The organism is Arcticibacter sp., assembly GCF_045629565.1.
In the GTDB taxonomy this organism is placed as follows: Bacteria; Bacteroidota; Bacteroidia; order Sphingobacteriales; family Sphingobacteriaceae; genus Arcticibacter.
In genome coordinates this window covers 15964-36199 of the sequence record NZ_JAZQRL010000117.1, presented here as the reverse complement: position 1 = coordinate 36199, position 20236 = coordinate 15964, and the positions used below count along the sequence as shown (strand labels likewise).

Sequence of the window (20236 nt, the reverse complement as noted above, 5' to 3'; positions counted from 1 at the left end):
TATAAATTTAAGAAATGCAACGAATTAAATGGAGTAGCCGGGTCATATATAAATCTTGCAGCTGAAGGTTACTTCTCAGCCAGGTGGACAGCTTTGTGCCTCCGCTTAAGCAGAATATATTCAGACGGCAGCATATCAAATTTTGCCTTAAAAGCTCTGGCGAAATAGTTGGGTGTAGCGAAACCTACAGAGTAACATATTTGCCCAACGTTCATATCACTCTTTTCGAGGAGCACCGCAGCCTTATCCAGCTTTACCGAGCGGATAAATTCCACCGGAGTTTCCGCTGTCGTTTCAAGAACCTTCGAATATAGGGACCCTCTGCTCATTCCCATATGCTTGCTTAACTCTTCGACGGAAAGTTGAGGACTCGTCAGGTTATCTTCGATATATTGCAGAATCTTCTCCAGAAACTTTTCATTGTCCGACGCGACAACCGGCTCTGGTGTGATGATTTTCACCTGCTTGCTGTAAGTGCTCTTTAGCTGTTGATTTTGAGCCAGGAGGTTGCGGATCTTGATATGCAGGATTTCAAAATTGAAGGGTTTTGTCATATAGTCGCTGGCGCCTGTTCCGAGACCAATCAGCTGATTATCCTCTCCGGTCAGAGCAGTAAGCAAAATAACCGGGATATGGTTGGTACGCCTATCCGCTTTAATCTTTTTACACAGCTCCGTTCCGCTAACATGGGGCATGCTGATATCGGAAACGACCAGTTGCGGGTGTGCCGACAAGACCTTTTGCCAGCCATCTTTGCCGTTACTAGCCTCCACGACGCGGTAATAGACACTCAGGTTATCTTTCAGATAAAATCTGAAATCTTCGTTGTCCTCAACCAAAAGGATGGTAGGTAAAAGGGTGGTGGCAGTTGTGGCAGTCTCCGAAATCGAATTGTTTAAGGTTCCTTCCTCGGCGATATCGTCGTCTGGAATCGAAGTATCCGGTATTTTGCTAAGCGGTAAATGGACCGTAAAAATAGAGCCTTTGCCGGCAACGCTATTCACCTGGATGGTTCCACCATGTAATTTAACAAACTCTTTTGCGATAGACAAACCGATGCCACTTCCCTGATTGATAACCGAACCATCTGTTTCTGTCTGAAAAAACCGTTCAAAGATGCGCTCCTGTTCTTCCTCTTTCATGCCTATCCCTGAGTCTGACAGGCTAACATGCAAACCTTCGCCCTCCCGGATCTTTAGCGAGATTTCTCCGCCCTCGAGGGTAAATTTGAATGCATTAGAAAGCAGATTGAAAAAGATCCGTTCAATTTTATTGGCATCAAACGTTGTAAAATAAGACCTAACCTCACTGCTGAAGGAGAAATTAATTCGCTTCCTGTCTGCAAGATCCTTGAAAGATTCGGCGACTTCACGAACAAAGGCAACGAAGTCTCGCTCGGTGACGTGAAGTTTCTGTTCCTTTTCTTTGATGTTACGAAAGTCGAGCAACTGATTGACAAGGTTAAGCAACCGGCGGCTGTTACGCTTGATCATTTGTAATTGCTGATTCCGCGGTGAGTTCGTCTCCTGCTGTATCAACTGTTCTACAGGTCCTACAATTAGAGAGATTGGGGTGCGAAACTCATGACTCAGGTTAGTGAGGAATTTTATTTTCAGCTGGTCGAATTCACGGAGACGCTCAGATTCGCGTCTTTCCTGCTCTATCATCTGCTGGACCCGGATTCGTTCCTGCTCGCGAGCAAACCGGTCTTTTAGTTTCCGGATCCCCATGCGGCGAACGTAGACAAGAACCGAACCGATCACTAACAGATAGAAGGCGTACGCATAATATGTTAGCCAGAAAGGTGAGTGAACTACTATTTTGATGGATTTCACGGGCGTGGTCCACTCTCCCGTATCACTCGTTGCCTTTACGTAGAACACGTACTCCCCGGGATCCAGATTCGTATATATCGCAGTGTTCGACTGCCCGACCACATTCCATTCTTTATCAAAGTTCTCAAGCTTATAAGAATAGCGGCTTTCGCGAGGTGATGTATAATTCAACGCAACGAAACTTAGTGAAAAGTTCTGTTTATAATCGAGGTTGATCACTTCGGCGACCGATATATCTTCCTTGACGGGCGAATCTTCTGAAGGCTTAACGGTTTGATTTGATATTTTCAGATCCGTTAACACCACTTTTGGAACACTCTTATTAGCATATAAATCTTTGGGATGGAAGTAGTTAAACCCGTCAGTCCCACCAAAAAACAGCCGGCCGTCTGACAGTCTCAGTCCGGCACCCATTACAAAAGGGCTGCGTTGTACACCGTTATATGAAGAATAGTTTTTGAAACGCTTTGTAGCAGGATCAAAACTACTGATTCCTTTATTGGTACTCACCCAGACCTTGCCATTCTCATCCTCCAGGATCTTGTACACAACACCATTTGAAAGGCCGTCATCTTCGGAAAAGGTCACTACTTTATTAGCGTTGAGATCATAGCAGCTAAGACCTGCCATACTTCCTATCCATACCCGGCCATCCCGAGCGGCAGTTATACAATTAATATTATCAGTTGGAAGATCGGTGTTGCCTTTGTTCAACAATTTAGTATACTGGTTCAACGGGTTGTAAACGGCGATTCCGGATCCGTTAGACCCGATCCATATATTCCCTTCCCGATCCTCCTCAATAGCTCTGATATATCCGTTCAATTGAATTCTATGGCGGGCTATTCCAAGTTTGTTAAAATGAATAAAATTCTTGCGATCTCCATCAAAACAATCTACACCCTGACCGTTTGTACCTATCCAGACATTTCCGCGACTGTCGGCTTTCATGCAAAATATATCACTTCCGCTGATGTTATGCGGTCCGTCTCCAGACTTTATGTGTCTTGACTCTCCGGTTTTAGTATCGAAAACAAATAAGCCATTCAAATATGTTCCAATCCAAACTTCAGAACCCCTCTTTTCCATCGCCAGAATAGACAATGCGTTTGGAGCAAACTCGCCCAATGAAATATGTTGAAAGACCCCTGTCTCCGAGTTGAAAAGGTTGAGCCCTCCTCCATCCGTTCCGACATATACACGATTACGTCCCGCTTCAACAAAAGAGGTTACAACAGAAGCACTGAGACCCGCCGGGTCAAACCTGTTACTTTGTCTGAGGTTAAAAAACGCAAGATTTTTGTCGTACTTATTAACACCACCACGAAACGTTGCAACCCAATAAACCCCCTGCCTATCGATAAATATAGACTTCACCGATTTTCCAATCAAGCTGAAGCGGCTTCGACCGTCATGTTCTACCCTGGAAATGTCTCCTGTTGCAGGATCCAGGATATTTAAGCCATTTTCTGTACCAATCCAAAGCTTTCCATCCTGTTCCGGAGCGATGGCATACACAATGTTGCTGCTGAGAGAATTCTTGTTTGATGGTACATGATGATAATTAATAAATTCTTTCCCATTCAATTTCAAGACACTCAAACCGCTGTTTGTGCCCACCCAAATATTGCCTTTAACATCTTCAGAAATTGCAGAGACGGAATTTCCGGATAAGCTTGAAGGTTCGTTGCTATGGAGAAAGCGCAGCAATACATCTTGACGTGGCTGATAAAGGTATAAACCCCTTCTGGTTCCAAGCCACATGCGGTTGTGGCGGTCACGGAACATACTCATGATGGGCTGACTACGAATAGCTTCACCGTCTTCTTTCCTTTTGAACTTTATGGGAGCCATTAGTCCGGTCCTGGAACTCAGAATATACAGACCACCATAACCCGCTACCCAAACATCCCCATTGCCATCACTGCTGATGGAGGTGATAGCCATGTTTTTCGTTTCACGGTAATTTTTAAAGGAGTCCATTTTCCGATTGTACAGCACCAGGCCTGAACCTGTTCCTATCCACAAATTCCTGGAGCGGTCTTCATGGATAGTCAGAATTTCATTTGAGGCAATACTCGAAGAGTCGTCGCCTTTGTGCCGATATACCGTGAACTGCTGACCGTCGAATCGGTTCAGGCCATCATCCGACCCAAACCACATATATCCAAAGCTGTCCTTATGGATTGTATTTACCACATTGGAAGACAGCCCTTCCTTGCTGCTGAGGTTAATGAAGTTCAGGTTAGTTTCCTGAGAGAACACCCGGAAGGGCGTCAAAAACAAAATAATTAACCGGAGCAATAAACCTAAGGTCCTTGTAGTCATAGAAACATGGCCGTTATCATTTATTACTTAGCCCGGGATGTTTCATCATCACCACTATACCCAAACCACTTGAATGCAGCTGAATTCTGGGAACTCTTCCCTTCAGATGTGGCATACATCGCAAATAAAGAACCGACAAAACCTCCAGCTTCCAGGGTACTTAAATATTTTCCGTCCAGCCCGCCCTGTAGCAGATTCCATTTGTTCTTTTGAGTCGAAAACCAGAACGAGTACTTATCTTTGTCAGCGCTTATTTTAAGGAATAGCGGATCAGTCGGTTTTGAAAGAAGCTCTTGCTTGACCAAAATCATGCTTTTGCTCACCCGATCGGCCTTAAACAACTGAACCACCGCCTTACCCTCCGAGATCGACTTGCAGATATAGTAGAAATGCGTTTCATTTTGAAATATGAGCATGCCCGCCTTCTCGTTCTCTGACTTAGCAGTAAAATTCAACTCTGTAGAGGCTTCACAGGTCAGGTGTTGCTGACGCTTGCCTATAAACGCCGGATTCCCTGCTCCCATAGCTGTTTCGGGCAACAATTTCATTGTCAGGTAACCTTTTTTTTCTTTCAAACTATACCATGACGTGTCGAGGGTTCGGAGAAAAAGAAACTGGGAATGGAGACTATCCTTGAAATCAATCGTGTACTTAAAGTTACCATTCATGGGTAATGCCCCTGGGAACTTAACCTCTTTCCAGCTTACCGGATAATTGTACAGAACCTCTTCGTGGTCAGGATTGATCACCGGCCATCCTTCGATCCATTTTACGGGGGCTATAAACGTTTCCCTTCCTGTATTATAGTAGTCGCCTTCATAGGGTCTGACAGCGATAAATATCGCATAGGTCTTGCCATCCGGACCTTCAACAAGATCAGCATGTCCTGTGGATGTGATCGGATTTTTCCTATTCGGATCCAGGTGGCGCTGGGTAAGAATAGGATTCTTTTCATAAGGGATATATGGACCTTTTACATTCTTGCTTCGAAGGATAACTTCGGAGTGATTTACGGCTGTTCCACCCTCAGCTGCCATCAGGTAATACCATCCTTCTCTTTTGTAAATATGAGGTCCTTCAATCCATACCGGCTTGGTGCTAATATCAACACCTCCATTTACCAGCAAGGTTTCCTCTCCCTTCACCTTTAAATTGATAGGATCAAATTCAAACATTCTAAGCGTTCGGTGGCCGTCGTATAAAGGCTTATTCTCCGGTGGATTACTGTTATAGATGATATAGGCTTTGTCTCCTTCGAAGTACAAAGAGGGGTCTATACCGTGCACTTCCTTAATCCAGACCGGGTCGCTCCACGGCCCTGCGGGATTCTTTGCGGTAACGACGAAGTTGCCTCCGTTATCTATATCGGTACAGGTTACGTAAAACAAACCTTCATGATAGCTGATAGAAGGCGCAAATAGCCCCCTGCTCACGGTCTCTCCCATGAAATCCATTTGCGAAGGCCGGCTGATTACATTTCCAATCTGTCGCCAGTTCTTTAAATCCTGGCTATGCAATACCGGTATCCCCGGGAAATAGGAGAATGTTGAATTAACAATATAATAATCCGGCCCCACTTTACATATAGCGGGATCGGGATAAAATCCTGCCAAAATGGGATTAGGTAAGGTCATCTGTGCGAAACCCTGATGAAACAGACATATCAGGAAAATCAGAAACAAGGAAGAAAAACGGTTCATAAACGACAGCGTGTCTTTGGTTAATTAATAGTCATAAATGTAGCTTTGCCGTCGAAATTATGCTGGTCATTATTGTAGGAATAAGTAGTACAAATGTTCAACATGAAGCGTTTGAAGCAAATATATACTGTCACTATCAAAAAACTGACGGCTGAGAAGCTATTTCTGCCATTAACTAGTCCGCGCAACCCTGCGATTACGCGCTGATCACGAGAAGAAAAAGTTTTAAGACCGAAAATCGAATCACACTCTGGAAACTGAACCGATCTATTTCAGCACGCCCAATTCTTTCCCTACCTCTGTGAAGGCAGCAACAGCCTTATCCAGATTTTCCCGTGAATGAGCCGCCGAAAGCTGGACCCTGATTCGGGCTTTTCCCTTAGGCACCACCGGAAAGAAAAATCCAATAACGTAGATCCCCCTGGATAGCAATCTGCTGGCAAACTCCTGCGCTAGTTCAGCGTCATACAACATAACCGGAACGATCGGATGTTCACCGGGGGGTATATCGAAGCCGGCTGTCGTCATTTTCTCTCTGAAGTACAAGGTATTCTGTTCCAACTGATCACGCAATGCTGTTGTCCCCGACAACATATCCAATACGGCGATGGAAGCTCCGACAATAGACGGTGCTAAAGAATTTGAGAAAAGATACGGCCGGGAGCGCTGTCTGAGCATTTCAACAATCTCTTTTTTAGCAGATGTAAAGCCACCCATCGCGCCTCCGAGGGCTTTTCCCAATGTACCGGTTATAATGTCTACCCTACCCATGACACCACGGTATTCATGAGTACCACGGCCAGTTTTGCCAATGAATCCTGACGAATGGCTTTCGTCTACCATCACCAGGGCCCTATACCGGTCTGCCAGATCACAGATCTTATCGAGTTGCGCAATAGTTCCGTCCATGGAGAAAGACCCGTCCGTAACAATAATGCGGTGCCTGCACGCTGAGCTTTCCTGCAAACATCTTTCCAGGTCCGCCATATTATTGTGGCTATAGCGAAAGCGCTGCGCCTTACAAAGTCTTACGCCATCGATAATAGATGCATGATTGAGCGCGTCAGAAATTATGGCATCCTGCTCATTAAATAGCGGTTCAAACACGCCGCCATTTGCATCAAACGCAGCCGCATACAGTATCGTATCTTCCGTTCCCAGGAACCGGGCTAGCTTATGCTCAAGCGTTTTATGAATATCCTGGGTACCGCAGATGAAACGTACCGATGACATGCCATAGCCGTGTTCATCAATTGCCTTTTTTGCAGCTTCGATCACCTTGGGATGCGAAGAAAGCCCCAGGTAATTATTCGCGCAAAAGTTAAGTACTTCTTCTGATTCAGTCGTGCTGATCGCAGCACCCTGTGCCGTGGTAATGATCCGCTCATTTTTGAACAAGCCAGCTGCTTTTATTTCAGCCAGTTCTTTTTCTAAAACTGGTTTTAGGGTTTCATACATATCGTTAATGTTAGCTTTCTAAACAGTTATTTTAATACCTCTCAGCATTTCGTCTACCATGTCTTCCAGATCAAACTCTGGTTTCCAGCCCCAGTCTTCTCTTGCCATATGATCATCTATACTTCCAGGCCAGCTTTCAGCAATCTGCTGTCGGAAGTCCGGGGCATAGGCAATCCTGAACTCCGGAATACGTTTTGCGATAGCCTGCGCAATCTCCGCCGGCGTAAAGCTAAGCCCTGCCAGATTATAAGACGTACGTACAGTGAGATTTTCCGCATTCGCGTCCATCAGTTCCATCGTAGCTCTGATCGCGTCAGACATATACATCATCGGAAGCAGTGTATTAGCCTCCAGGTAACACACATATTCAGCGGTTTCCACCGCTTTATGAAATATGTCGACCGCATAATCCGTAGTCCCTCCTCCCGGAGCTGCGAGATAGCTGATAAGGCCGGGAAAACGCAGGCTGCGCACATCCAGCCCAAACTTCTTATGGTAGTAGTTGCACCAGTACTCGCCCGCACATTTACTTATGCCATATACGGTTGTCGGTTCGGTTACGGCTTGCTGCGGACAGTTCTCTTTAGGCGAGTCAGGACCGAAAACAGCGATACTACTTGGCCAGAAAACTTTTTCAACACCCGCCGCCACGGCTACATCAAGGACATTCAGCAGCCCCTGCATATTGATTTGCCAGGCCAGCTGAGGTTCCTTTTCCCCTGTGGCCGAAAGCACCGCTGCCAGATGGTAAATTTGTGATATATCCTCATGCGCTACAATCTGTGAAAGAAGGGCTTTATCAAGAACATCTAGCTGAACATACGGGTTTCCGGGACCGGCATGACTAGCAGCACTTAGCCTGTCTCCGGCTATCACCTGAGCGCTTCCATAACGTTCGCGAAGCGCATGGGTCAATTCACTTCCGATTTGTCCGCATGCACCAATCACCAATATCTTCCCTGTTCTGTTCATGACTATCTTTTTTAAACATCCGCAGCTGACAATTGTTCGGGTGTCTGTTGAGCACAAAACTGATAATTGCTAGTATTTAATCCTATACCAGACATATAATTTAGAATATTTTTCTATTATTACCTCCGCATTCGCCCAATTATTCTGATTTTTAACATTTCCAATCAGCAATATCAGAAATTTAGTCTCTATGACCCTCGACCCTACAGACCTTAAAATACTTGAACTGTTGCAGAAGGATGCACGGATGACCATTAAGCAACTCGCTTTGGTGCTGAAACGATCACATACTCCGGTTTTCGAACGAGTAAAGCGGCTGGAGGAAAAAGGATATATCAAACGCTATGTGGCAATCGTAGACCGCAGGATGATTGGCAAAAATCTAATCGCATTTACGCATGTTCAGCTCAAGGAGCATTCCCAGGAGATACTCAGCAACTTTGAAGCGGAGGTCATCAAATTTTCGGAAGTAATGGAATGTTATCACATGACAGGAGCTTTCGATTTCATTCTTAAGATCGCATTGAAAGATATGGACGCCTATCACCAGTTCCTGATGGGTAAGCTGTCCAAGCTGCCGAACATCGGAACCCTTCAAAGCTTGTTCGTGATGTCGGAAGCGAAGAACGAAACCGCTTATGAGCTTGGGGATTCTAGCAGTTAACACACTTCCAGACAAACATTTTAAGATTTTTCAGGGTTTATCCTTTTCAACATGAAAAATTTTAAAGTCGTCCTTACTGCATTTATACTCTCCATTTGCCTGATTTGCAACCTGCACGCTCAGATAAATGCGCCAGTCGACTCCCTGAAAGCCGATTCCCTTCATAGCACTACTGCTGCAACGATTCCAACGTACGCTTCACAGTATGACGTAGGCGACCTGATCCGCGACGTACTCCGCCCGGGCCGGGAGCCTAAACCAGTCAGTGAGAAATCTGGAATCACCATGATGCCCAATGTGGCCTATAATCCCAGCATCGGCGCCCAGATAGGCATTAAGGCGGTTGCGGGCAAAGTTCTGGGCAGAGAGAAGAACACCCTGATGTCGGTAGCTGCTACATCAGCATCCGCCACCACCAAAGGAATTTTATATTTCTATATCAGCCATAATGTATTCACCTCAGGCAACAAATGGAACCTTCAGGGCAGCCTGGTGGCTGCAAAGACGGTCACTCCAGACTTCGGGATGGGTATTGGTGTGCCTGCCGGCAATAATGAACTTGATGAAATCCTGTCCAACCCTGAAAGAACCGGATATGTCCTTCACGCCGAATTTTATAATTTTCGCGAGAAGGTCTATAAACAAATTGTCAAAGGATTGTTTCTCGGAGCCGGGGTCTCATTTGACATCCGCAGAAACGTCATAGACAAAACCACGTCGAATGAATTAACCCCATACAATATTTACAGTGACCGATACGGGTTTGATCGCGACGGTTATACTTCAAACGCATTATTATTCAGTGCACAGTACACGAGCCGCGATAACCAGAACCGGGCTTATAAAGGCATACATGCAGACCTGGGCATCCGCGCCAATCAAACCTGGATGGGAAGCTCCAGAAGCGCTTTACAGCTGACATCAGATTTCAGAAAATACTGGAGCTTGTCGCGCCGCAACCCTGAACACGTCATTGCCTTCTGGAATTTTGGCTCTTATGTACTCAGTGGCAAGCTCCCCTATCTGGAACTTCCGGGTACAGGCAAAGACCCAAGCGGAAGAAGTGGAAGAGGCTATACGATCGCTTACTTCAAGGGGCCCAAGTATATCACCTCAGAGGTGGAATACCGCTTCCCGATCACAAAGAATAAGTTCCTCAGCGGCGTTACCTTTTTCAATATTCAATCGGCAAGTGACGACCTCGGCACCAAGCTGTTTGATAAATGGCAACCCGGTGGCGGAGCCGGACTCCGGGTCCTATTCAACAAAGCTACGCGGACGAATCTATGTATTGATTATGCATTTGGCAGATATGGGAGAAAAGGGCTGTTTCTGGGTTTGAATGAAGCCTTTTAAATACTCATTTCACTGATCGCCTCTGTAAGCACTTTCCTTTATCTTTGCCGGATGAAGTCTGGCATTTACAGCTCGAAATATTTTATTGGGATAAGCTTATTACTGCTTCTGATCTTTACAGGTATAGCATTAGTGCTTAAAGATAAATTCACCTCGCGAACCGAAAGGATCAGCACAGACTTTGCAACACAAATATTCAAGCTTCAGTCCCTCGTTCTCCGGGATGAATTTAATAACATTCTGGAGGGTCATCAGACGGCCAAAGAACTTGTCGCCCAGATCAAAACCGACGCCGATCTTGAACACGCTCTGCCTGGCTTAAGCAAGCTTCTCACGGGGGGCCCAAAGGTGAGTAACGGCTGGTACGCAATAGTCAGGAAGCAGGACACATTGATTCGTTGGATAGACAAAACGACTGGAGAGACAAAGGCCGCAGACCCGCGTCTGGAGAACTGGATCCTTGAATGCATCAGAAGCAGCGATACTACCCGCAACAAAGGCGACCTGATCCAAGTAGCCGATGCTTTGCATTGGGTAGAGGCGTCCATGCATCCGATTCAAGGCACGGTAACGCTCTTTTTTGGAATTGACATCCAGCTGTCCGAACTTCAGCAACATCTATGGACCGTAAATGGAGAAGGCAGGGCAATTGCAACAATCGTAGATAACCGAGGCTACTACATCAGCAATCCTGAAGAAACACTCGTTGGCACCAAACTTCCTGATTCCCTTATGAAATTTAGCGGGCAAACCATGCTTGCTGACAGTGTGAGCAGCTACGAAGCGAACTACTCGAGCTTTCTGCAACTTCCTGTGATCCGATACTATACCCCATTCCGCGTCGGATCCATGAACTGGACAATGATTGTAGACACACCACTTTTTCTGGTTGTTGAGGACACTCAGGCAATTGAACGATACATACTGATCATTTTCGTTACCAGTGCGCTGATCATTCTCTTTTTTGTCGGCATTTCGCAAGCCAAGTGGCAGCAAGAATTCATGTTAAGACAGGAAGCAGAAATGAGCAAACAACGTCTCACACTGGAAAAACAAGCGCTGCTCTTAACCACAGAAAAACAAAAGACGGAAAACGCTCTGCTTCAGCTCGACAAGCTCAAAGAAAAAGTAGACCCACACTTTCTATTTAACTCCCTCACCTCGCTGAACGGTCTAATTGAAGAGCAACCTGAATTGGCGAAGTCTTTCGTAGTAAAGCTTTCGAGAGTCTATCGTTACGTACTGGACCCTCCTGAAAGCGGACTCGCAGAAGTATCTCAAGAGATGAGATTTGCAAACGAATACTTCTTCCTGCTACAGATCCGCTTCGGAGCGGCACTCGCTCCTCTCAGCATAGACATTCATAAAGACCACACGAACACGTTGTTGCCATTTATGAGTATTCAGACGCTCATCGAAAATGCTGTAAAACATAATGTCGTTTCAAAATCCGCCCCCCTTCAGATCGACATTAAAAGCAACCATGAGGGAATAATAGTCACCAATAACCTTCAGCTTCGCCAGGACCAAAAGACCTCTGGCAAACACGGACTTAAGTACCTCGAAAAGACATTCACTTTTTTCAAAGTGTCTGGTTTTAAATACGGAATAGAAGGTGATAAGTTCGTATGCTTCCTGCCGCTGGTTAAACTCCAAAATACCCTCGCTCCTTAAATCTGCACTTTCACTCCGCGAATCAACGGTTTCACGCCAGGTAGTTTTAATAACTGCATATTAAGCATGATTTTGGAGTATGATTCTGATTACGAACGTCCTCAAGACTGTACTAATAACCCTCCTTTTATGCTCGTTTAATACGCCGGGATTCACACAAAATCCAAAAAAGACACCCAGGATAAAAAGCACCAAGGCCGCGACCGACACCGTAAAGAAAAGCGATGCAGACAGCACCGCAAACAAGGGTCTGAAAAACTACAAGGAATTACTTAAAAAAGCTATAACCTCAAAGGGGTTATTCAAGGTTCACCAAATCGACACCGATTACTATTTTGAAATTCCGCTTTCGCTGATGAATAAGGACTTTTTGGTCGTTAACAAGATATCCACCGTACCACTGGCCCTCAATGAATCAGGAGTAAACAAGGGAATGAACTTTGACAACAAAGTCATACGCTTTTCCAGGAACACCCTTGCCAACACTATTTGGGTAAATACTATCGTCCCACAAGTCGAATCAGCTGAGGAAGACGCGATAACCCGTTCTGTCCGCGATAACTTTACCGGCTCGGTTATAGAATCGTTTAAAATTGAAGCGTACTCTTCGGATTCGAGCGCAGTGGTGATCAAGACAAACCGGGTATTCGATGGTACGGAAAAGAGCTTTAACGATGTATTTACAGACATTGGATTGGGTACATCTGCAAAGGCATCATTGTCAGGGATCGAACGCATCAAAACCTTTCCTGAAAACATAGTGGTACGCGCACTTCTCAGCACCAGGGTTACAGAAGGTCAAAGTAGTATTCCGGTGAGCGTTACCGTAACGACCAATCTGGTATTGCTACCAGAAAAGCCCCTACAGCCCCGTTTTGCAGATAAGAGAGTCGGGTTTTTCAGTGTTCCCCGATGGTACTTCTCCGACACCCAGCACAAAATGGAGAAAAGAGAGCTGGTGACCCGCTGGCGTATGGAACCTAAGCCTGAAGACAGGCAGCGTTACCTCCGCGGAGAACTCGTTGAACCTGCCCGGCCGATCATCTACTATATTGATCCCTCTACCCCACCCGTGTGGAGAAGTTATATCAAGGCCGGTGTAACCGACTGGCAGAAAGCTTTCGAGCAGGCCGGCTTCAAAAACGCTATCCAGGCAAGAGAGGTTACAGACACGACCGACTATGACGGAGATGACATACGCTATTCGGAGATCACCTATGCTGCATCACCGAAATCAAATGCGATGGGCCCCTCCGTCGTGGATCCCCGCACAGGAGAAATATTGGAGGCAGATGTGATCTGGTGGCACAACGTGATGACCTCGCTTCAGTACTGGATGCGTATTCAGACCGGCATTATTGACACCGGCGCAAGAGGCAACAAACTTTCGGATGATCACATGGGAAATGCAATCCGGTTTGCTTCCTCACATGAGATCGGACATACCCTGGGCTTGAAACACAACATGAGCGCTTCAGCTGCTTTTCCGGTAGACTCGCTAAGATCCGCCAGTTTCACCAACCGTATGGGAGGAACTGCCTCATCCATCATGGATTACGCCCGCTTCAACTATGTTGCCCAACCAGAAGACAATGTAACAAATATTACACCGCAGATTGGCGTTTATGATAAGTATGCTATTGCCTGGGCGTATCGCTGGCTGGATGTCAAAGACCCTCGGGAAGAGCTACCCATTCTGCGCGACTGGATCCGCAAACATCAGCATGATCCACTCTATCATTTCGGCGAACAGCAGTCTACGCTGAATGTCGTTGATCCGCGCTCCCAGTCAGAAGATCTCGGCGATGATGCAGTTAAGGCAAGCCGCTATGGCCTGGCTAACCTCAAAAGAGCAATCCCTCAGCTGATGGACTGGTCGGCTTCAGACGATGAAGACTTTTATCAAACGGGCAAGCTCTACATGGCGGCATTGTATCAGTGGCAGACCTATGCCGAACATGTCATCGCCAATGTGGGAGGCTACTATCTGGAAAATCCGGTCAAGGGCGACGGTAAAGACGCTTATACCCCTGTACCAAAGGACAAGCAACGCAGCGCGGTTAATTATGTCAAAGAAGAAGTCCTGCGGATGCCTGCATGGCTTTTTAATGCCGAGCTCCTCAAGAAAACCTTTCCTGTCAAAGATACACCGCTTGGCCCTTTCGAATATGGCCCTTACAATATGCAGCGCGAATACCAATACAGTTTGATCTACAGCCTGTTGAGCAATGAACGCCTGCTGCGGATGCTTGAAATGGAGGTAATGAAAGGTGAGAAAAACGTCTATACCACTTCCGAATTATTCAAAGAGCTCAGGACGGAGATTTTCAGACCAACCACAAAGGGAAACGCGCTGAGCATTGCAGAAAGAACATTACAACAGAACTATATTGACGCACTTCTCGTAAGCACAGATAAGATGCTGGAAAAAGTAACGAAAAAAGGCCTGCAGTCACCAGAACTGTCACACCTGCCCCATACCTGCAATCTGGGAGTCGAAACGAACAGTCTGCGCAATATCTATGTAAGCTCCATGACCCGCACATCCGCTGTATCAACAGCAAAGCGCGGAGAACTTCTGCGGGTACTATCCATCCTGGAGAAGAACAGCAGATCCTCCCATGAGGCAACAGCGAATCACTATCAGGATCTCATCCTCCGTATTCGCCAGAACCTCCAGTTAAATCAGAAACTTTAATCATCAATCACACATAATGAATAGATTTTTACTCATATTGCTCCTTTTACTGAGCTTTTCGCATGCCGGCTACAGTCAGAGCCGAAGCACCGTAAGCGGTGTAGTACTAGACGCCGAAGGGCTGCCGCTGCCAGGCGCCTCCGTATACGTCGACAAATCAAGTATCGGCCAGGAGACCGGCACTCCGGGAGTTATTCAGAATTCTGCCATCGGAACGACAACCAATGTAAAGGGCGAGTTCACCCTCCAGGTACCTGAAGGCACCACCCATTTGCGGGTAAGCTTTCTGGGATTCAACTCCGTTCTTGTCAGCATAAAGAATAAGACCAGCGTCAGGGTGGTTCTGAGCAGCAATGACAACAACCTGCAGGAAGTGACTGTCAACGGCTATACCAGCATATCAAAGAGAAAAAATACGACAGCGATAGCAGTAGTCGATTTCGAAAAGATCCGCCAGGTGGGTGTCTCCGGTATTGACCAGATGCTCGAAGGTCAGGTTGCAGGTGTTGCCGTTACTACTCTAAACGGCGGACCTTCTGCGGCTCCTAAGATTCGAATCCGCGGAACGGTTTCCTTGAATGGCAGTCAGGACCCTCTATGGGTGTTGGATGGTATTCCTCTTGAAGGGACCAATCTCCCGAACGTGTATGATAAGGATAACATTGACGAATTGCGCAATTTACCTATTGCTGGTTTAAACCCCGATGACATAGCGGACATTACGATATTGAAGGATGCTGCAGCTACAGCGATATATGGTGCCAGAGCGGCTAATGGGGTTATCGTCGTCACTACCAAGAGAGGAAAACAAGGACCTGTAGCCGTCAGTTTTAACGCCAACACCTTCATTACCGATCGTCCGGACCTCAGCAAACTGAACCTGATGAATTCCAATGAGAAAGTTGATTTCGAACTTGGTTTAGCAGGGCGCACAGACCTTGATTACAGACTAAATCAGGGATCTGTTGCCCGTATTCTTAACCAAAGCAATGAGCTGCAAAACTATCAGAGTAATGGATTCGGAGCGCTTAGTACTGCAACACAGCAGGCTATCAATGACCTTCGGAATAACCATACAAACTGGGGCAACGAGCTCTATCAAACATCTGTAAACCAGCAGTACGGATTGAGCTTTTCAGGTGGTAATGACCAGGCAACCTATTTTCTTTCTTCGGGCTATTACAATGAAAAAGGCGCTACAAAAGGAACGGGGCTTGAACGGTATAATGTTACTCTCAGAACAGACTACAAGCTGTCTGACAAACTAACTTTAGGGGCAGCAATATTCGGATCTCAGTCAAACAGGAAAAGCTACCTGACCGAAACCGCTGCATTTACTAATCCGGCAAAATACTCACGCAATGTGAACCCCTATCAGCCGGTCAGAAATGCGGCAGGGGCTTACGAATACGATCTTGATATTTTCGGAACAAGCAACCTGACAGGGGACGTTTACATCCCGTTCAACATGCTTGAAGAAAGGGAGAACACGAAATATGCTCTCGATAATAAAAGCATAAAAGGGCTTGTAGACCTTAACTACAAAGTGTACAAAGATTTGAAGCTCAGATCAGAACTGGGTATCCAGATGGAGGAAACCGCCATCGAAAAATTTGGGTCTCCACATTCATACTTTGGCCGAAAATACAGAGAAGACACCAGATACTATAACTCAGCATCAAAACAGTATCAATATTTCCTGCCTGAAGGCGGAATCATCCAGAATCAGCAAACGTCATTCTTTCAGTACAACTGGAAAACGATGCTGGAGTACTCAAAAGTAATTGCTGAGAAGCATGAGATTGAAGCGCTCGCCGGAACGGAATTAAGACGGAACAACAACAGCGACATCTTGACGAAAGGTTTCGGATACGATGAAAGGACCTTGACTAACCAGAACATCGTGTTTCCGAGTGCCGACCTTGCCGACAACGCAAAATACCGCACGTATCAAAAGCTGGAAAACGAGAACGCATTCGCATCCTTTTTCGGAACTTTATCTTACACATATGATCGTCGGTATACGCTTTACGGAAGCATAAGATATGATGGATCAGACCTTTTCGGAGTAGACCCTAAATACAGGTACCTCCCTATATACTCGGTTTCCGGAGCATGGAATGCCAAAGAAGAAGCATTCTTCAGGAACGTGTCATGGCTATCGAATTTGAGAGTACGTAGCTCATACGGCCTGCAAGGCAATATTGACAAGAACACCTCTCCTTTTGTTGTAGGAAATTACGACAAAGGCTCGATTCTACCGGGGGGTAACGAAACCAACATTAATGTCACCAGCCCTCCCAATGACAAGCTACGGTGGGAGAAAACAAGCACATTCAATGCAGGTCTTGATCTGGGAGTATTTAATCATGCTATTCAGTTTACCCTCGATTATTATAACCGAAACAGTAAAGACCTTATCGGTACAGAAGCGCTGCCACTTGAAACAGGATTTGAATTCACGCAGTCAAATTTTGCACGTGTCAACAATAAAGGCCTTGAGCTTTCTATTTCAACAAGAAATATAAGCTCCAACAAGTTTAGCTGGTCAACGGATTTAAACATAGCTCATAATAAGAGTAAAGTACTTCGTGAGAAGGTTAGGGATAACCAATATACGCCGTCTCGTGAAGGCTATCCGGTAAATGCATTATTTGTTATCAAAACTGCCGGCTTAGACGCAAACGGCATACCGCAATTTGTTCAAAAAAATGGAGATGTGGTTTCTTTAGAGGCATTCTATAAACTGTATGACCCATACGCAGATTTCTTCCCGGGCCTACTTAGCCAAAGCGCGCTAACTGCTACAGAATACCAAGGTCTGTTCAGCTATGCGGGAGACCGGGACCCGAAATATGTTGGCGGTCTGATCAACCGTTTCAGGTATGCCAATTTTGATCTTTCCGTGTCTGCAATATTTAATCTTGATCGAATGGTACAAGGAGAAGCGCCTTACAACCCCGCACTCGTTGACCGCGGCCAAAATTACTCCAGAAATATTCTGAACGCCTGGACGCCTCAAAACACCGGTGCTACTTTACCACAAATTATCGGAAGCTATGCAGGTGATGGAGAACGCTGGATGGCATATAACTGGCTAAACAACGGCGACCAGATTTCTTCTTATAACAACCTCGACATATTTGCCAGAAAGATCAGCTATGTTCGGATCAACAGCATCAGATTGGGTTACACATTGCCTGCCGCGGTTTCCAGAAAAGTAAAAGCTAACACTTTGCGCTTCAATATAGAAGGCAGAAATCTGTTCGTCTTCGGAAGCGACTATAAGGGCTATTTCGATCCAGAGACCTACGGTAACATTTACACGCAGCCCATTTCAAAAACCATTTCATTCGGCTTAAACGCATCATTCTAACGACAAAATAATGAAGAAACAATTTTCTATATACATGCTCCTGCTGTCTATGATTGCCTTCAGCAGCTGCGATAAATATCTTGACATCGAGCCTACGGGCCGGGTTATACCCACCACAAGCGAAGACTTCAGAGCTCTCTTGTCAACAGCCTACAAGAACTTCTCTGATCACAAATCTTTATTAGCCATAAGAACAGACGAGATCTTACTTGATGAGTATAGCTACGACTACTCGAGTCTTCGCGATATCTATAAATGGAATGATAACAACCCCGACGCAGTAACCATAGAATTCCCTTACCAGCGTCTGTATACAACCATCTTCTATGCCAACGAGGTTATTGCCCAGGTAGAGAACCGGGTCGGGGTAAATGAAGAAACCGCACAGATGAAAGGTGAAGCCTACTTATTAAGAGCTTACTGCCATTTTGAACTGCTGAATATGTATGCCCAAACCTACAATAAAAATACAGCGGGAACCGATCGGGGCGTTCCCATATCGTTACAGATGGACTTGGAGGAAAACTATGTCCCTGCAACTATCGAAGAAGTATACGCCCAGGTCCTGACTGATATTGAGGATGGAAAGAAACACCTTAATGTTGAAAATTTCCCTACCGGAAAGAACTATCGTTTCACTACCCGCGCTGCACTGGCATTAGAGGCAAGAGTAAACGAGTTCAAGGGCGACTGGAACGCAGCCTTGGCAGCATCCGAAAAAGGCCTTCAAATGAATAACCAACTCGAAGACCTCAATATAGCTGGCTCGTTGCTACCTAATCATTACATGTCTGTTGAGAATATCATGTCAATGGAAAAAACATTTAATGTTATCCTGTCAACGTCAACCTATATTTCTGACCATCTCATCGGCGCGTATAACAAAGAAAACGACCTTCGTTTACCTAAGTACTTCAGCTTTTCCAGCGGCACCTACAAGTCAGCCAAAGGGCAATCTGATGAGCTGAAGATCTCCTTCCGAAATGGTGAGCTTTATCTTATAAGAGCAGAAGCAGCACTTCAGTTAGGCAATACAGACCTCGCTCGGGAGAGCCTTCTGACCCTAAAATCAAAGCGTCTGAAGCCTGATTACTATAACACTGAGGAGACCAGGATTCGTAGCTTATCTCCCCAGAATTTAATGGATGAGATCATTGCTGAAAGAGAAAGAGAATTGGCTCTTGAAGGCCATCGCTGGTATGACCTGCGCCGATATGGACAACCAGCTCTAACGCATGAAGTCGAAGGCGAAACCTTCACCCTGCAGCACAACGATCCAAGATACACACTTAGATTTCCGCGCTCTGCTGTTGCAAGGAACCCGAACCTTCAGTAATAGAAGTACCCACATCAAAATCCCCGTCCGGCCAACCGAACGGGGATTTTTTTTTAAATTTACAGATTACAAATCTGGCATGACGGTATTGATTATTGAAGATGAGGAACTTGCTGCTAATACTCTCGCAACAATGCTGGGGCTCATCAACCCTGCACTAAAAGTACTCGCTATTCTCGGCACAGTCGAATCTGCAGTTAATTGGCTGCAACAACAACGTCCCGATCTGATCTTCATGGATATACACCTTGGCGATGGCGAAAGCTTTGCCATCTTTGAACAGGTCCCGATCAATAGTCCCGTGATCTATACCACCGCTTACGACCAATACACACTCAAAGCTTTTAAAAAGCAAGGCATCGATTATCTGCTCAAACCATTTGATGAAGAAGATGTACGCGCCGCTCTCACCAAGCTTGAAGGTCTGAGGCCGAAGCAAGAAACCCTCAGGCATCCTGGCACGAGAATGAATCCGCTACCTGCAGGCTTCCGAAACCGCTTCATGGTCAAAGTAGGCCGGCTGATCAAGACCGTTCCTACCGATGAAGTGGCTTATTTCATGGCAGATGACAAGTACCTTTTCCTGATAACTCACGATGAAAAGAAATATATCATTGAGGATACTATCAGCAATTTAGAACCTCAACTGAATGGTAAAGATTTTTACCGTATCAATCGTAAGTTCATCATTCATATTTCCGCGATAAAAGAAATGTACAAACTATCCCGGAACCGCATCCGCATCATACTATCACCAAAGCCCGAAGATGTGGAAGTAGTGGTGAGTGAGGAACGCTCTGAGTCATTCAAAGACTGGTTGAATCAATAAGCGCTACCTT

At 45.7% G+C, this 20236-nt stretch carries 11 protein-coding genes; 7 read left to right on the top strand and 4 right to left on the bottom strand.

The genetic code is table 11. From position 1 onward, the window contains the following. Nucleotides 1–68: 68 nt before the first annotated feature. The 4 genes from ACKI5J_RS16275 to ACKI5J_RS16260 all read right to left on the bottom strand — a co-directional run bounded on the left by ACKI5J_RS16275 (nt 69) and on the right by ACKI5J_RS16260 (nt 8293). The gene (locus tag ACKI5J_RS16275; RefSeq protein WP_407430545.1) at nt 69–4163 is read right to left on the bottom strand and encodes a two-component regulator propeller domain-containing protein; all 4095 of its coding nucleotides are present in this window, start codon (nt 4161–4163) and stop codon (nt 69–71) included. A gap of 23 nt (nt 4164–4186) precedes the next feature. Beyond that, on the bottom strand, nt 4187–5863 hold the full coding sequence (locus ACKI5J_RS16270) for a glycoside hydrolase family 43 protein (protein WP_407430544.1): 1677 nt from the start codon (nt 5861–5863) through the stop codon (nt 4187–4189). 267 nt (nt 5864–6130) lie between these two features. Continuing rightward, entirely contained in the window at nt 6131–7321 is a 1191-nt protein-coding gene (gene kbl / locus ACKI5J_RS16265) for a glycine C-acetyltransferase (RefSeq protein ID WP_407430543.1), read from the bottom strand. An 18-nt stretch (nt 7322–7339) separates the two neighbouring features. After that, nucleotides 7340–8293: an NAD-dependent epimerase/dehydratase family protein gene (locus ACKI5J_RS16260; RefSeq protein WP_407430542.1), complete on the bottom strand. Its 954-nt coding sequence runs from the start codon at nt 8291–8293 to the stop codon at nt 7340–7342. 190 nt (nt 8294–8483) lie between these two features. Between ACKI5J_RS16260 and ACKI5J_RS16255 the strand changes: the two genes are divergently transcribed. The 7 genes from ACKI5J_RS16255 (at nt 8484) to ACKI5J_RS16225 (ending at nt 20226) form a co-directional block, all read left to right on the top strand. After that, on the top strand, nt 8484–8957 hold the full coding sequence (locus tag ACKI5J_RS16255; protein WP_407430541.1) for an Lrp/AsnC family transcriptional regulator: 474 nt from the start codon (nt 8484–8486) through the stop codon (nt 8955–8957). A 51-nt stretch (nt 8958–9008) separates the two neighbouring features. Next, nucleotides 9009–10313 (top strand): BamA/TamA family outer membrane protein, encoded by a 1305-nt coding sequence (locus tag ACKI5J_RS16250; protein WP_407430540.1) that lies wholly within the window; start codon nt 9009–9011, stop codon nt 10311–10313. A gap of 51 nt (nt 10314–10364) precedes the next feature. After that, nucleotides 10365–11987, top strand: coding sequence for a sensor histidine kinase (locus tag ACKI5J_RS16245; protein WP_407430539.1), 1623 nt, complete (start codon nt 10365–10367; stop codon nt 11985–11987). A gap of 79 nt (nt 11988–12066) precedes the next feature. Beyond that, complete coding sequence (locus ACKI5J_RS16240; RefSeq protein ID WP_407430538.1) at nt 12067–14685, top strand: zinc-dependent metalloprotease; 2619 nt, start codon at nt 12067–12069, stop codon at nt 14683–14685. A gap of 16 nt (nt 14686–14701) precedes the next feature. Beyond that, nucleotides 14702–18061, top strand: coding sequence for a SusC/RagA family TonB-linked outer membrane protein (locus tag ACKI5J_RS16235; RefSeq protein ID WP_407430537.1), 3360 nt, complete (start codon nt 14702–14704; stop codon nt 18059–18061). A 10-nt stretch (nt 18062–18071) separates the two neighbouring features. Continuing rightward, on the top strand, nt 18072–19397 hold the full coding sequence (locus ACKI5J_RS16230) for a RagB/SusD family nutrient uptake outer membrane protein (protein ID WP_407430536.1): 1326 nt from the start codon (nt 18072–18074) through the stop codon (nt 19395–19397). Nucleotides 19398–19476: 79 nt separating this feature from the next. Then, nucleotides 19477–20226, top strand: a complete 750-nt coding sequence (locus ACKI5J_RS16225) for a LytR/AlgR family response regulator transcription factor (protein ID WP_407430535.1) — start codon at nt 19477–19479, stop codon at nt 20224–20226. The last annotated feature ends 10 nt before the right edge of the window (nt 20227–20236 follow it).